Source organism: Bradyrhizobium sp. JR3.5, from assembly GCF_054057015.1.
Map to the genome: position 1 here is coordinate 3,583,424 of NZ_JBSRYV010000002.1, position 14,532 is coordinate 3,597,955.

10 protein-coding genes and 2 pseudogenes are annotated in these 14,532 nt (G+C 65.2%); 7 read left to right on the forward strand and 5 right to left on the reverse strand.

The features are described 5' to 3' along the window. Positions 1–3: 3 nt before the first annotated feature. Both ACVWW1_RS34035 and ACVWW1_RS34040 read right to left on the reverse strand, forming a co-directional pair. A complete protein-coding gene (locus ACVWW1_RS34035; protein WP_456658898.1) occupies positions 4–834 on the reverse strand; it encodes a class I SAM-dependent methyltransferase in 831 nt (276 codons plus the stop codon). Continuing rightward, positions 821–1,285, reverse strand: a complete 465-nt coding sequence (locus ACVWW1_RS34040; protein ID WP_456658899.1) for an Rrf2 family transcriptional regulator — start codon at positions 1,283–1,285, stop codon at positions 821–823. The genes ACVWW1_RS34035 and ACVWW1_RS34040 overlap by 14 nt, the downstream gene beginning before the upstream one ends. Positions 1,286–1,607: 322 nt before the next feature. Between ACVWW1_RS34040 and ACVWW1_RS34045 the strand changes: the two genes are divergently transcribed. Beyond that, on the forward strand, positions 1,608–3,686 hold the full coding sequence (locus ACVWW1_RS34045) for a tetratricopeptide repeat protein (protein ID WP_456660742.1): 2,079 nt from the start codon (positions 1,608–1,610) through the stop codon (positions 3,684–3,686). Between the two features lie 45 nt (positions 3,687–3,731). Here ACVWW1_RS34045 and ACVWW1_RS34050 read toward each other — a convergent pair whose 3' ends face one another. Beyond that, complete coding sequence (locus ACVWW1_RS34050) at positions 3,732–4,028, reverse strand: helix-turn-helix domain-containing protein (RefSeq protein WP_456658900.1); 297 nt, start codon at positions 4,026–4,028, stop codon at positions 3,732–3,734. Between ACVWW1_RS34050 and ACVWW1_RS34055 the strand changes: the two genes are divergently transcribed. From ACVWW1_RS34055 to ACVWW1_RS34065, 3 genes are all read left to right on the forward strand, one after another. Further along, positions 3,985–4,845 carry a tyrosine-type recombinase/integrase gene (locus tag ACVWW1_RS34055; protein WP_029085027.1) on the forward strand — a complete coding sequence of 287 codons (861 nt, stop codon included), beginning with the start codon at positions 3,985–3,987 and terminating at the stop codon, positions 4,843–4,845. The genes ACVWW1_RS34050 and ACVWW1_RS34055 overlap by 44 nt on opposite strands. Positions 4,846–4,865: 20 nt before the next feature. Next, positions 4,866–6,092 (forward strand): IS91 family transposase, encoded by a 1,227-nt coding sequence (locus ACVWW1_RS34060; RefSeq protein ID WP_176396397.1) that lies wholly within the window; start codon positions 4,866–4,868, stop codon positions 6,090–6,092. Between the two features lie 417 nt (positions 6,093–6,509). Then, a protein-coding gene (locus ACVWW1_RS34065; protein WP_456655323.1) for an IS630 family transposase occupies positions 6,510–7,452 on the forward strand; the annotation gives its coding sequence in 2 pieces (ribosomal slippage) (positions 6,510–6,845 and positions 6,847–7,452; 942 coding nt in all). 12 nt (positions 7,453–7,464) lie between these two features. Here ACVWW1_RS34065 and ACVWW1_RS34070 read toward each other — a convergent pair. Further along, positions 7,465–7,632, reverse strand: coding sequence for a hypothetical protein (locus tag ACVWW1_RS34070; protein WP_456658901.1), 168 nt, complete (start codon positions 7,630–7,632; stop codon positions 7,465–7,467). A gap of 106 nt (positions 7,633–7,738) precedes the next feature. Then, a complete protein-coding gene (locus ACVWW1_RS34075) occupies positions 7,739–9,679 on the reverse strand; it encodes an ATP-dependent Clp protease adaptor ClpS (protein ID WP_456658902.1) in 1,941 nt (646 codons plus the stop codon). A 321-nt stretch (positions 9,680–10,000) separates the two neighbouring features. Between ACVWW1_RS34075 and ACVWW1_RS34080 the strand changes: the two are divergent. The 3 genes and pseudogenes from ACVWW1_RS34080 (at position 10,001) to ACVWW1_RS34090 (ending at position 14,492) form a co-directional block, all read left to right on the forward strand. Further along, a pseudogene (locus ACVWW1_RS34080) lies at positions 10,001–12,342 on the forward strand (mechanosensitive ion channel domain-containing protein). 413 nt (positions 12,343–12,755) lie between these two features. Beyond that, positions 12,756–13,856, forward strand: a complete 1,101-nt coding sequence (locus tag ACVWW1_RS34085) for an LLM class flavin-dependent oxidoreductase (protein WP_456658903.1) — start codon at positions 12,756–12,758, stop codon at positions 13,854–13,856. Between the two features lie 79 nt (positions 13,857–13,935). Further along, positions 13,936–14,492 (forward strand): annotated as a pseudogene (locus ACVWW1_RS34090) (flavin reductase family protein). The last annotated feature ends 40 nt before the right edge of the window (positions 14,493–14,532 follow it).

The following is a 14,532-nucleotide window of genomic DNA, read 5'->3' on the forward strand; positions in this document are numbered from 1 at the left end:
TTGCTACGCGTGGCGCTGGCGCCGCAGCGCCGTCGCGATCAGTGCGGTCGAGGGAATCGCGAAGGTGTCTCCGACCCGGCCTCGCTCGATCTCGCTCCGGAAGGCGCGTGCAACGGCGGCACTCTGCTCGGCATCGAGCCCGCTCCAATGCGGCATGAACTCGAACAGTTTGTCGACGTCGGCAGGATTGGCGACATGGAGCTTGAAGTCGTGGGTGATCTCGGCGACGACAGGATCGCAGAAGCCGGCCGCGACGACCGCCGCACTGAGGCGGCCGGGATCGGCGAGCTCGGCGAGGCCCGTGCACGGCATCGGCGTGACGTTGTCGGGATAGAGCCGCCGGATGATCTGCGAGAGCAGCAGATGCACGGCGGCACCGTCGGCGCTTTTCCAGACCGCAATCGCCGCCGATCCGCCCGGCCGCGTCACCCGCGCCATCTCGCGCAGTCCGGCGCGCCAATCCGGAAACAGCATCACGCCGAACACCGACACCGCTGCATCGAAGGCGGCATCCGGCAGATCGAGCGCCTGGCCGTCCATCTGCCGCGCCGCGATATTCGCCACTTCATGCGCGCGGACCCGTGCCACCATGCCGGCCGAGAAGTCGATCGCGGTGACGTCGGCGCCCCTGCGCGCGGCCGCAAGCGCCGCGGCCCCCGTACCAGTGGCGACGTCGAGCACCTTCGATGACGGGCCGATCGGGAGCATCGCGACCGCGGCCTCGGCGAAGTGTGTCGTGAACGGCTGCGACTGCGCCTCGTAGGTCGCGACCATCTTGTCCCAGTGCGCGGGATCGTTGAAGGGAAGCGGTTTCGACTGCTCACTTGGCTGCATGAATTTGGTCCTCGAGACTTTGTTTGTGTTTGGCGAGCCGGCGCTTGAAATCCTTCGCGAGCGCGTCGAGCGTCACCGCGCCGAGCCGCTTCAGGAAGATCGCCTCGACCTCGCGAAACGTGCCTGACAGCGCGTCGTTGACGGCCTGTTCGACCAGGCAGCCGGGATTTTCCGAGCGATGGCCCATCGCGACGATCGTGGGCGCGCCGACCGCGCGATAGATGTCGGCCAGCGTGATGTCGGCGGGATCGCGTGCCAGCGTCCAGCCGCCGCCATGGCCCTTCTCGGAGCGGACCAGGCCTTGCTCGCGCAGGCCGGCCATCACGCGGCGGACGACCACCGGGTTGGTGGCCATCGCCTGGGCAAGGTGCTCCGACGTGACCGGCTCGCCCGCTCCGATCATGTGGAGCAGGCCATGCAGGACACCGGATAGACGGCTATCGCGTATCATGTAACTTTACATGTTACATGATGAGCCAGGCGTCAAGAGGGGCGATGGCGGGCGTCATCTCCCCTTGAAAAGGGGAGGTCGCTTTGCTCGGCAGAGCAAAGCAGGTGGGGATCAACTCTCTCTGCGAGCAGCGCTGCGTGTAGCTGACCCTCATCCCGACCTTCCCCCTTTCAGGGGGAAGGAGAAGAGATCAGAGCTTGCACCCGGGTCATGATTCTTCAATCGGGATTCGCGTGCCGGATTTGGCGTCGCCGCCCGTTTAATCCCCATCGGGGTCTTGAGAGGCGGGGGCGGTATCGTGGGCAGTGTGGCTGTTGATCGGATGTTGCTGGATGCGGTGGCGCATTATGGCGCGGGCCGCGCGACGGAGGCCGGCACGTTGTGCGGCGATATCCTCACCGCCGATCCCGACCATATTCCGGCGCTGCATCTGTCCGCCGTCATCGCCTTCGTGACCGATCGCGCCGCCGAAGGCGCGGTGCTGCTGAACCGGGTGTTCAGCCTCGATCCGCATCACGGACCGGCGTTCGCCACGCTCGGCGATGCGCTTGCCGTGAAGGGCGAGCACGAGGGCGCGGTGGCGGCGTTCGAGCGCGGCGTGACGCTGCGGCCAAAGGACGCCAGCCTGCACATCAAGCTCGGCGTTGCGCTATGCGAGCTGTCGCGCTTCGACGAGGCCGAGGCGGCGTTTCGCCGCGCGATCGCACTCGATGGTGGCCTGACGCGGGCGCGGTTCAACCTCGCCGTTGCGCTGACCGGGCAGCAGCGCCCGGTCGAGGCGGAGCAGGCCTATCGCGAGGTGATCGCGCGCGATCCCGCCTATCGCGGTGTCTGGCTCAACCTTGGCAATGCGTTGACCGATCAGAAGAAGCACGACGCCGCCGCCACCGCCTATCGCGGCGGGCTCGGCGCGGATCCCGATCATCCGGGCCTGCATAGCGGTCTCGGTGCGGCGCTCTACCGCCTGGGCCGGCTGGAGGACGCGGTCCAGCACTATCGCCGCGCGATCGCGCTCGAGCCCGACAATTTCGCGCCGCGGCGCCTGCTCGCCATGGTGCTGCACGAGCTGGGCGAGCGCGAGGAGGCGGTCCGCATCTATCGGCAGGTCTCGGCCCGCGATCCGTCCGATCACGTCATCCTCAACAATCTCGGCGCCTGCCTGTTCGAGCTCGGACAGGTCGACGACGCCGTCGCCTGCGCCGAACTGGCGCTGGCGCTCAAGCCGGACTATGCCGCCGCGCACACCAATCTTGGAATCATCTTCGAGGCGCAGAATCTGGTCGAGGCGGCGGTCGCCGCGCATCGGAGGACCATCGACCTCGAACCCAATTACGCCAAGGGCCATGCCAATCTTGCGGTCGCGCTGCGCAATGCCGGCGAGATCGATGCGGCGCTGGTGGCCTCACGCCGCGCCATCGCGCTCGATCCCGAGCAGCCGCTGGCGCATTACAACCACGCGCATTTCCTGCTGATGAACGGCGAGTTCGAGGAGGGCTTTGAAGAATATCAGTGGCGCCGCAAGACCAAGATGCTCAGCGAAGGCGATCCCGTGTTCGACGAGCCGGAATGGCAAGGCGAGCCCCTGGCGGGACGCACGCTGCTGCTGTTTGCCGAATACGGGCTCGGCGACGCCATCAATTTCGTCCGCTATGTGCCGATGCTGGCGGGCAGAGGCGGCCGGATCATTCTGCAGGTACAGCCGGCGCTGGTCTCGCTGCTGCGGCCGATGCTGCCCGACGTCGCGGTGTTCGCGCGCGGCGAGCTATTGCCGCCGTTCGACCGGCAACTGCCGCTGCTGAGCCTGCCGCGGATCTTCCGCACCACCGTCGAGACCATTCCCGCTGCCGTGTCCTATCTGCAGGCGGACGCCACCAAGCTCGCGCGCTGGCGCGAGGCGCTGGCCGGCGTGTCCGCGCTGAAGGTCGGCGTGGTCTGGGCCGGCAATGCCAGGTACAAGGGCGACCGCCAGCGCTCGCTGCCGGCCGATGCCGTGCTGCCGCGGCTGGTCACACCAGGCGTCCAGCTCTACAGCCTGCAGAAGGAGCCGCGGCCGGACGATGCTCCGGTTCTTCGGTGTCTCGGTGCCGATATCGTCGACCTCGCACCGATGCTCGGCGATTTTGCAGATACCGCCGCGGCCGTCTGCGCGCTCGATCTCGTCATCGCCGTCGACACCTCCGTGGCGCATCTCGCCGGCGCGCTGGGCCGTCCGGTCTGGATGCTGTGTCCCTATGCGCTCGACTGGCGCTGGCTGCGCGATCGCGCCGACACGCCGTGGTATCCGACCATGCGGCTGTTCCGCCAGGACGGACCGCAGGCCTGGGAGGGCGTGCTGACGCGGATGGCCGACGAGCTTGCACGCGTCGCGCGGGGGGAGCGGGACCTGCTGCTGCCGCGGTGACGGATCGACCGGCTGCCACCGCGCTGTGTGCGGCCTTAGCAGACCCTATGCGGCTGAGAGCCGGATCTGGAACTTGCTGCCGGTTGCCTTGGCAAATCGCAACAACGTCTTGGTACTTGGAAGCGTCTGGCCGCTTTCGAGGCGAGCGATAGTTGATTGACTAGAGCATGTTGTTTTTTGCCGGAATCGGGATTGAACGAAGCCGCTGCCGCGGCGTAGGGGGCAAGGTGGCATAGATCGCCTCCTGGCTGAGAGGATGTGGGTGTTGGAGCCCACCCCCTCAGACAGGAGTATCGAGATGGCCGATTTGAGCCCTCTTCGCCGCCGCATGATCGAAGACATGACCGTCCGCAATCTGTCGCCGGCGACGCAAAGATCCTACATCAGCGCGGTTTCGAAGTTCAGCCGCTATTTTGGCCGATCGCCTGACCGGTTAGAGCTGGAAGACGTCCGCGCCTTCCAGGTGCATTTGGTCTCGACCGGCATCTCATGGCCGGCGCTGAACCAGATCGTCTGTGCGCTACGGTTTTTCTACGGCGTCACGCTCGGCGAGGCGCTCATCCCAGAGCGCATTCCCTATGCGCGAGAACCGCGCAAGCTGCCGGTCGTTCTCAGCGCCGACGAAGTGGTTCAGTTTCTTGAAGCGGTATCGAGCCTGAAGAGCCGCGCCGCGCTCACCACCGCCTATGCGGCCGGGCTCAGGGCCTCGGAGGTTGCGGGACTGCGGATCGAAGACATCGACAGCGCCCGCGGCGTCATCCAGGTGCGCCACGGCAAGGGCGCGAAGGATCGCAACGTGATGCTGTCGCCCCAGCTGCTGGGCATCCTGCGCACCTACTGGCGGCTCGCCCGGCCGCGGCTTTATCTGTTCCCTGGTCGTGACGAAGATCATCCGATCGATCAGACCGTGCTGCATGCCGCCTGCCGGTCGGCGGTGAAGGCTGCGGGCCTGACCAAGCGCGTCACGCTGCACACGCTGCGCCACAGCTTCGCGACACATCTTCTCGAGAACGGAACCGATATCCGGATCATCCAGGTCTTGCTCGGGCACAATAATTTGTCGTCGACAGCGCGCTACACGCAGGTCGCCACCGATACGATCCGAGCGACGCAGAGCCCGCTCGATCGCCTGTCGCTGGAGGTGACGCCACCTGGATGACCCGCAGCGGGATGCGGGTCATGACCCGCTCCGACATCCGCTCCAACAGGCCCGCCATCGAGATTGCCGATATTCTGCGCCGGCATGGCGACGCCTATCGCCGTGTACATGCCGGTCATCTGGGGCGGGTCGAGCGGCGCGTGATGAGCGCGATCGTTGCGTGCCGGACCGAGGCGCTCGGCGGCCACATGCAGGCTTGCGACGACTGCGGCACGACACGCGTTGCCTATAATTCCTGCCGCAATCGGCACTGTCCGAAGTGTCAGGGGAGAGCCCGAGCCGCGTGGCTCGCCGCGCGTCAAGCCGACCTGCTTCCGGTTCCCTATTTCCACGTCGTCTTTACACTTCCCGCACCGATCGCCGCGATCGCTTTCCAGAACAAGGCCGTCGTCTATGCCATCCTGTTCAAGGCTGCCGCCGAGGCGATGACGACGCTCGCCGCCAATCCACGCCGGCTCGGCGGTGCGATCGGCGGCGTCGCCGTCCTCCACACCTGGGGACAGACGCTGATGCATCATCCCCACGTCCATTGCGTCGTTCCGGGTGGCGGCCTCTCGCCCGATGGCGCGCGCTGGACCGCTTGCCGACCGAACTTCTTCCTGGCCGTCAAACCGTTGTCCAGACTATTTCGCACACTTTTTCTCAAACGTCTGTCGGCAGCCTTCAACTCCGGTGCCTTGCGTTTCTTCGGCGATCTCGGAGCTCTGGCCGAGCCGGCTGCCTTTGCGGCCCACCTCGACGCCATGCGACGCATCAACTGGGTTGTTTACGCCAAGCGGCCCTTCGGCGGACCCGCACAGGTCCTGGCCTATCTCGGCCGCTACACCCATCGCGTCGCGATCGCCAACAGCCGGCTCGTCGCACTCGACGACGATCATGTCGCCTTCTCATGGAAGGACTATCGCCAAAACAGCGCGACAAAGATCATGAATCTCAAGCCCGATGAGTTCATTCGCCGTTTCCTGCTTCATACGCTGCCTGACGGCTTCCACCGCATCCGCCACTTCGGCTTCATGGCCAACCGCCATCGCGCTGCCAAGCTCGCCCTTTGCCGCGAACTTCTCGATCATGAGCGAACAGCCCCAAACGATGGCCAGCCGTCGCCTGTGGATTCGGAGGCTCAAACCTGGGCCGAGGTTCCTGCCTGTCCCGATTGTGGTGGCGTCATGCGCATCATTGAGCGCTTTCGACATAGCTTCAGACGCCCCAGCCCTCGAACATCACCGTTCCGATGCGACACATCGTGAGCCAAGTCATGTCGTGCACGACGATCATCATTCGTCATTTCGCTCCCAGCGTCTCGATCATCGCGGACGATGTCGAATCCGTGCTGTCACACTGCGCGACAACAACCGTCCGATGCAGCAAAAGGCCTATCGCGATCTCAGGCGAAGCGCGTCTGATCTCAACTCTTCCAGGATGCGCACTCCTGTGTCTCTGCCTCACGCGCCGAGCCAGCAGATCGGGCATGGCGATCTCGAACAATCCCCATAGCTGCAAAACCGCGAATAGCCTCCCGCGCCTTCGTTCAATCCGGCTTCAATGAGGTCGCGTCATAAGCGCCTGCCGCGCCCTCGCGTGAGCGCGACCTCACAGAACCCTCCAGATTCCCAGAAGGGACAATTTCTGATTCAAACTCCATGCTGGAACGGGGGCCAGCATGGATGACGCGACCCTATTCGGAAGATCTTCGTGAACTCGCTCTGGCGCGGGCTGACGCGGGCGAGACCGTGCGTTCGATTGCAGAAGCGCTTCAGATCAGTCCTTCCTGTGTGACAAAGTGGAAGAATCTGCGGCGGGAGACCGGAGGCGTTTCTCCCGGCAAGATCGGCGGTCACAAGAAGCCGGTTCTGTCCGGCACCAATGCCGACTGGCTGCGCAAACGCATTCGCTCCGGCCCATTCACTTTGCGGAAGCTGACGCAGGAACTGGCTGCGCGCGGGATCAAGACCGACGTGCGGGCAGTGTGGACGTTCGTCCATGCCGAAGGGCTGAGCTTCAAAAAAAACGATCCTGCCGGCCGAACAAGATCGTCCCGATATCGCCCGTAAACGGACGCGCTGGAAGACCCATCAGGGCAGGATCGACGCCTCGCGCCTGGTCTTTATCGACGAGACCTGGATCAAAACCAACATGGCGCCGCTGCGAGGCTGGGGACCGAGTGGGCAACGTCTCCAGGCGTCTGCGCCTTTCGGCCATTGGAAGACCATGACCTTCATCGCGGCGCTGCGCCACGACCGGATCAGCGCGCCATGGGTCATCGACGGCCCCATCAATGGCGAGCTCTTCACCCTCTATGTCGAGCAGGTGCTGGCGCCGACCCTCGCAAAGGGTGAACTCGTCATTCTCGACAATCTCGGCAGTCACAAGGGCAAGGCGGCGCGCAACGCCATCCGCGCCACAGGAGCCCATCTGCTCTTCCTGCCGCCCTATAGCCCCGACCTCAATCCGATCGAGCAGGTCTTCGCCAAGCTCAAACACCTGATGCGAGCCGCGCAGCCGCGTGATGTCGAAGCGACTTGGCGCAAGGTCGGCGAACTCCTCGACGTCTTCTCCAAGGAGGAGTGCGCCAACTATCTCAAAAATTCAGGGTACGTTTCCGTATAAACACATCATGCTCTAGTGCCCATCTTGGCCGCCAGCTCGGACTCGCGACAGTCCGGCGCGCTGACGCGCCTTGAGCAACTCGGCAGCGATTTCGAACTCAGGCGCGAGCGCACCGTATTCCGCCCGGACCCTCGGATTGGCCAACAGGCGCGCCTTGAGCTTTTCGAACGGTATCGTCATGTGACTTCCTTTGCCCTCCGCAGCGCCAACTCGATCTCACCCGGTGGCGTCTTCTGTGACTTTCTTCACGAACGCGCGGACGACCACAACGCGCCGACCAAATGCTTCACATGCGGTTCGCCCAGACTTTCCAGCCCGGCGGCAGAAATGCGCTCCGAAAGGCGGATGAAACGCGCCTGCATGTCGGCTGGCAGCGCCGCGATCTCTTCCACGACGACCTCGTTGAGGATTTCGACGCTCCAGGACATCGCGAGGATATCTCATTTTTGAGATAGAGAGAAGCGGCAAATCTGCCGGGAAGCGCAGCCATTCCGATCACCCCGCGCTCATTCCCTGTGCGCCGCCGAGCAGCTTGGCGTTGAGCCCGGCCGCCGTCGAACAGCATTTCGCTGACCGCGCCGTCGAGGTCGGAGGTCGTGACCCGCTCGCCGCCGTCGCGGATGATGCTGGCCTGGGCGAGACGGCGCATCAGCTCCTTGATGAAGGCGGCGCTGACGCCTTCGGTGCGTCGTACGGCTTCGTCGATGACGGGCTGTTCGAGCGCCAGGCCCTTGCCGTAGAGCCGGACCAGCTTGCCTCGGCCGGTCTCGTCGGGCAGCGGCACTTCGATCGCCTGGTCGATGCGGCCGGGCCGGCCGGCCAGCGCACTCTCGAGCTCTTCGGGGCGGTTGGTGGTCAGCAGGAACAGGATATCGCAATCCTCCTTCAGGCCGTCCATCTCGTTGAGCAGCTTGTTGAGCAAGGATTCCTCGCACGGCCCGCCCATGTCCTCCCGGTCGCGCGCGATCAGATCGACATCCTCGATCACGACCATGGTCGGCTGCAGCAGTCGCGCGAGGTTCATATAGGCGCCGAGCAGGCCGACCTGCTCGGCGGTGATGATCAGCGTGGTGTGGTTTGGCAGGTTGGTGGCGAGATAGCGGATGGTGTGGGTCTTGCCGGTGCCGGGCGGGCCGTACAGCAGGATGCCCTTGCGGGTCGACTGCCCGAGCTTGCGCAGCAGATCGCGGCTTTCGACGAAGTCGAGCACGTTGCGGTCGAGCAGCCGCAGCGTCCGCTCCGGCAGGATCACGTCATGGCGGGCCACCGTCGGCAGGCGATGCACGGTGACGCCGCGGGCGCGGCCGCGATAGTCGGCGGCATCTTCCAGCGACAGAATCTTGCCGCGATAGGATCGTGCCGCATGCACGGCCGCTTCCAGCTCGGCAAAGGTTCGTTGCACCAAGACGTTTCCGGCGATGCCTGCGGGTACCGCGAGCTCGATGCGCAAGCCCGGCTCGCTCCGATAATCTCGATGGTAGCTGAGCAGCACCGCGTAGCGCAGCTCTTCGGTCTGGCACAGCCACAAGCCATTGGTGAGGCATTTCACCGGCTCGGACTCGCCGACGTCGACGTCGTGATATTGCGGCGGCGCGATCGCCGGAGCGTTGCGGCTGTTTTCCATCAGCGCGGCGAAAGCGAGGGTCTCGTAGCGATGCTCCTCATGGAGGCCGAAGAAATGGAGCGGCGTATCGAACAGCCGGTCGATCGCGATCTGAACATCGGCACGCATGTGACCAGGAAATTGCCGCGACCGGGTCAGGATCTGGTTGCGTGGCACTCCCGCAAAATGCCAATCGAGCGCTATGAAGGCATATCGGAACTCCTCGCCCGGCAGCTTTTCCGAACTGGCCCTGGCGGCGAGCAGGCAGTTGCTGCACAGGCAGACCGTCTTGCGGCTGAGAAAAACGTCCGTCACAGGATCCAGCACGCCACAGAGGTCACACGGCCTGGCCGCATCGGGAGCCGTGCTCGTGATCAGCAACGAATGACCATTGCTGCGGATCAGCTGCTGGGCGGACTCCAACAGCGCCTGGGCCACGCCCGCTGGATAGGGGCCGCAGGCGATTCCGTTCAGGGTCTCGATCCGTGCGGTGGCGGCAACCGCCTCTTTCCGGGACTTGCCGAATACCGTGCGCAGCAGGTCGCGCATGAATTCTATCGGTGTCTCGCTATCGTCGTGAATGAACAGCTTGATCGGGCCGCCCTCGTCAAAGACATCGTGCATGATCACCTCGAAACGCAATCGGAACCAGAACAAAATAAGAACATCATAGCGACGGCTGCGCGTCAAGCGAAAGATTGTCCCGCCTCAGCCCTGGCGTGTGGCGCGCAGATCGGCCCGCTCGGCCGGAACGACCTCCATGCGTAAACGCCGCTCAACACCTGTGACGATTGTGTTGCGGCAAATGCCAAGAGATGGTCGTCGCGGCGGCAAACTTCCGACACATCATCAAGGCGAAAAGGGGCGATCCGACATGGCGCGAGCGCGAGAGCAGAGTCCTCCCGGGGATCTGCGGTCGCGCAACTATTTTAATAAGAGGCCCTCGTGTCGCACAAACTTCGCTTTGCGCTTTTCCTCATCCTCGCCCTGTTCGTCTCGCCCGCGCTTGCGCAGCCGGCCACGAAGCCGGCGCCGCCGCAACCCAGTACCAGCGACGCATTGACGCCGGAGCAGGCGAAGCGTGCGCTCGACGCGCTGCAGGACGACAAGAAGCGCGGCGAGATCATCAACACGCTGCGCGCCATCGCCAATGCCTCGCCGCAGGCGGCCGCGCAGCCGGCGCCCGAGCAGCAGTCGCCGATCCCGCTCAGCGCGGACAGCCTCGGCGCGCAGCTTCTGCTGATGGTCTCGGAGCAGGTCGGCGAGATGTCGCGCGAGGTTGCCGACGTTGCGCGCACGCTGACGCATTTCCCGGCGTTCTATTACTGGTTCCTGCGCACCGCCAACGATCCGGCCGCCTATGGCCTCATGATCGACATCGCCTGGAAGCTGGCGCTGGTGCTCGGCTGCGCGCTGGCTGCCGAATGGGTGGTGTTCCGCCTGATCAAGCGGCCGGTCGCGTTCCTTGAAGCGCGGCTGCCGCAGACCGCGCGCGTGCCGGTGCAGGCGCTCGCCAGCGCCGATCCGCCGTCGTCGGTTGCCGACGTCACGCCGGAGGGCGATCTGCATCGCCGCCGGCTCAGCCTGGCACGGGCCTGGCAGTCGCTGGTCCGGCTGCCTTTCGTGCTCGGGCGCCTCGTGCTCGAGCTGCTGCCGGTGGTCGTGTTTCTCAGCGTGGCCGCCGCGCTGCTCAGCACCGAGATCGGCAATCAGTCGACCACGCGGCTCGTGATCCTCGCGGTGATCAACGCCTATGCCTTCTCGCGCGCGCTGATCTGCGCGGTGCGCGCGCTGGCCGGCCCGTTCGGCCTGGTCCGCGTCCGTGCCGAGACCGCGGCCTATATCGAGATATGGGCGCGGCGCATCGTCGCCGTCGGGGTCTCGGGGATCTGCTTGGCCAATGTCGCATTGCTGCTTGGGCTGTCCCACGCCGGCTACGCCGCGCTGCTCCGGCTCGTGATGCTGGTGGTGCACCTCTTCGTCGTCGTCATCATCCTGCAATGCCGCCGCCAGGTCGCCGACGTCATCCGCGCGCCGGCCGATCGCACCGGCCTTGCGGCGCGGACGCGCAATCGTCTCGCTTCGCTGTGGCATGTGCTGGCGATCGCGCTCGATCTCGCGCTGTGGGCGGTGTGGGCGCTCAACATCCGCAACGGCTATTCGCTGCTGCTGCAATATTTCGTCGGCACCGTCGCGGTGCTGCTGGTCACCCGGCTCGTCACCATGGTGGTGCTGAGCCTGATCGATCGCGGCTTCCGCATCAGCCCGGACCTGATGCAGCGCTTCCCGGGGCTCGAGACCCGCGCCAACCGCTATCTGCCGCTGCTGCGCAAGGTGGTTACGGCGGTGATCGCCCTGGTCGGCTTCGTCGCGCTGCTCGAGGTCTGGGGCGTCGATGCCATCGTCTGGTTCTATGGCGGCCAGATCGGCTCTCGCCTGATCTCTCGGCGCTGGTGACGATCGGCATCGCCGCGCTCGCCGCGGCGGTAATCTGGGAAGTCGCCAATGCGCTGATGGACCGGCAGATCGACACGCTGTCGCGTGAGGGGCATTTCGCCCGCGCCGCGCGCCTGCGCACCTTCCAGCCGATGCTGCGCACCGCGCTGTTCTGCATCATCGTCGCAGTGGTCGGGCTCACCGCGCTCAGCGAGATCGGCGTCAATGTAGCGCCGCTGCTCGCCGGCGCCGGCATCGTCGGCATCGCGATCGGCTTCGGTTCGCAGAAGCTGGTGCAGGATCTCATCACCGGGCTGTTCCTGCTGCTCGAGAACACTGTGCAGGTCGGCGACACCGTCACGGTGTCAGGCTTGTCGGGCGTGGTCGAGAACGTCTCGATCCGCACCATGCGGCTTCGTGCCGGCGACGGCTCGGTGCATATCGTGCCGTTCAGCGCGGTGACGACGATCACCAATGCCAGCCGTGGCGCCGGCAACGCCGCGGTCAGCGTCAACGTGTCCTACAAGGAGGACACCGACCGCGCCGGCGAGGTGCTGAAGGACATCGTCGCCCAAATGCGCCAGGAGACCGCGTATCGCGCGCTGATCCGCGGCGATCTCGAATTGTGGGGCGTCGACAAGGTCGACGGCTCCGTCGTGACCATCGTCGGCCAGATCCGCTGCACCGACGGCGGCCGCTGGTCGGTGCAGCGCGAGTTCAACCGCCGCATGAAGCGGCGCTTCCAGGAGGAGGGCATCGAGATCGCCTCGATGGGCCAGACCATCCTGATGCAGCTTCCCGCGCCCTCCGAGCTGGATACAAACAAGCTGCCGCGCCGCGCCGCGGGCTGATCCCTTTGTCTTGCTCCACCTCTCCCGCTTGCGGGGGAGGTCGGATCGCATCGCAGATGCGATCCGGGTGGAGGCTCTTTCCACGATGTGACTCGCTGAGATACCCCCACCCCAACCCTCCCCGCAAGCGGGAGAGGGAGCACAGTCCCTTGGCGGCGGCCGCGCCAGCTTGATCCCAGCTCGCCGTAACTGCTGAGCGTGTTGCGCGTCTCACGGTTGCGACACCGTCTCGCGACGATGAGACGGCAAGGGCCTCGCTCGGCCCGAGGCATGGCTTGCACCTGGCCGAAAACGCCGCGTTTCTCTTCCTCTCCTGCGATTTCCGCGCTGGCACAGCGCTTGCTCAACGCGTCTTCGAATGCGCGGCAAGACGCATTGCATGACTGAATCTCAAGCGAAGGAAGGAAACGCACATGGAGCTTGGCTACTTCACGATGCCCTCGCACCCGCCGGAGTGCGGATTGAAGGAGGGCCACGACTGGGACCTGCAGACGCTGCGCTGGCTCGACGAGCTCGGCTATCAGGAGGCCTGGATCGGCGAGCATCACACCGCGCCGTGGGAGCCGCATCCGTCGCCCGACCTGTTGGTCGCGCAGGCGCTGCTGCAGACCAAGAATCTGCGCATCGGGCCCGGCGGCTTCCTGCTGCCGTATCATCACCCGGCCGAACTCGCCAACCGCGTGGCGATGCTCGACCATCTCTCGAACGGGCGCCTGAACTTCGGCGTCGCGGCCTCGGGCCTGCCGAGCGACTGGGCGATGTTCAACGTCGACGGCATGTCGGGCCAGAACCGCGACATGACCCGCGAGGCGCTCGAGATCATCCTGAAGATGTGGTCCGAGCCCGGACCGTGGACGCACAAGGGCAAGTATTGGACGGTGTCGAAGCCGGACACGATGTTCGACTTCCTCAAACCGCACATCAAGCCACAGCAAGCACCGCATCCGCCGATCGGCGTCGCCGGCCTGTCGAAGAATTCCGACACGCTGAAGCTCGCCGGCGAGCGCGGCTTCATCCCGATGAGCCTCAACCTCAACCCCGCCTATGTCGGCAGCCACTGGGACTCGGTCGAAGCCGGCGCGGCCAAGACCGGCCGCAAGCCGAGCCGCAAGGACTGGCGGCTGGTGCGCGAGGTGTTCGTGGCTGATACCGATGAGGAGGCGTGGAGGCTGTCGACTGGCGACATGATGGGCCGGATGATGGGCGAGTACTTCCTGCCGCTGCTCGGCCATTTCGGCTTCAAGGACTATCTGAAGCACGCCCCCGACGTGCCCGACAGCGACGTCACCGTCGAATATTGCGCGCGCCGGAATTGGATCGTCGGCTCGCCCGCGACCGTCACCGAGAAGATCGAGAAGATCTACCGGGAGGTCGGCGGCTTCGGCGTGCTCTGCGTGTTTGGCTTCGACTACAAGCACAAGCCGGAAGCCTGGCGGCACTCGCTGGACCTGCTCAAGAACGAGGTGATGCCGCGGCTCAAGCATCTCGGCGCCGAGTTCGAGAAGGCTGCATGACAGATAGGCGGGGTGCGGGGCTTGCCTCGCACCCTGCCTCGCATATCTTAAGCGTGGTTTTTCGCATCAGGGTCAGGGCATGACGGTCGACGCACAGAGTTTCAAGCAGGCGATGCGGCATTGCGCGGGCGCGGTGGCGCTGGGGTGACGGTCGGCCGCGAGCCGGGGCAGCGCACCGGCCTGACGGTAACCTCGGCCTGCTCCCTGTCGGACAATCCGCCCTCGGTGCTGGTCTGCGTTAACCGTAATGCCAGCGCGCATGAGCGCATCCGCGCGGAGCGCCATTTCGTCATCAACTTCCTGAACGAGGACCACGCGTTGCTGGCGCTGACCTTCTCCGGTCAGAAGGGCGTCAACGGCGACGACCGCTTTGGCTTCGGCCGCTGGACCACCGGCGCCACCGGCGCCCCGGTGCTGGAGGATGCCGTCGCGGCGTTCGATTGCGTGCTGGCGCAGGAGCTTGAGACCAAGACCCATTCGATCTTCATCGGCGAAGTCCAGCATGTCCGCGCCGTGACCACGGTCGATCCGCTGATCTATCTGCGTAGCGGCTTCCAGAGCGTGCGCAACATCCACGATCCGATCACGCTTGGCGACGTCGACGCGCGGCGCGTGAGCTGGAACGAGTTTTCCTGAAGCCGCGGCGAGCGGCACGGCTCCCCGAGTCAATCAGCAC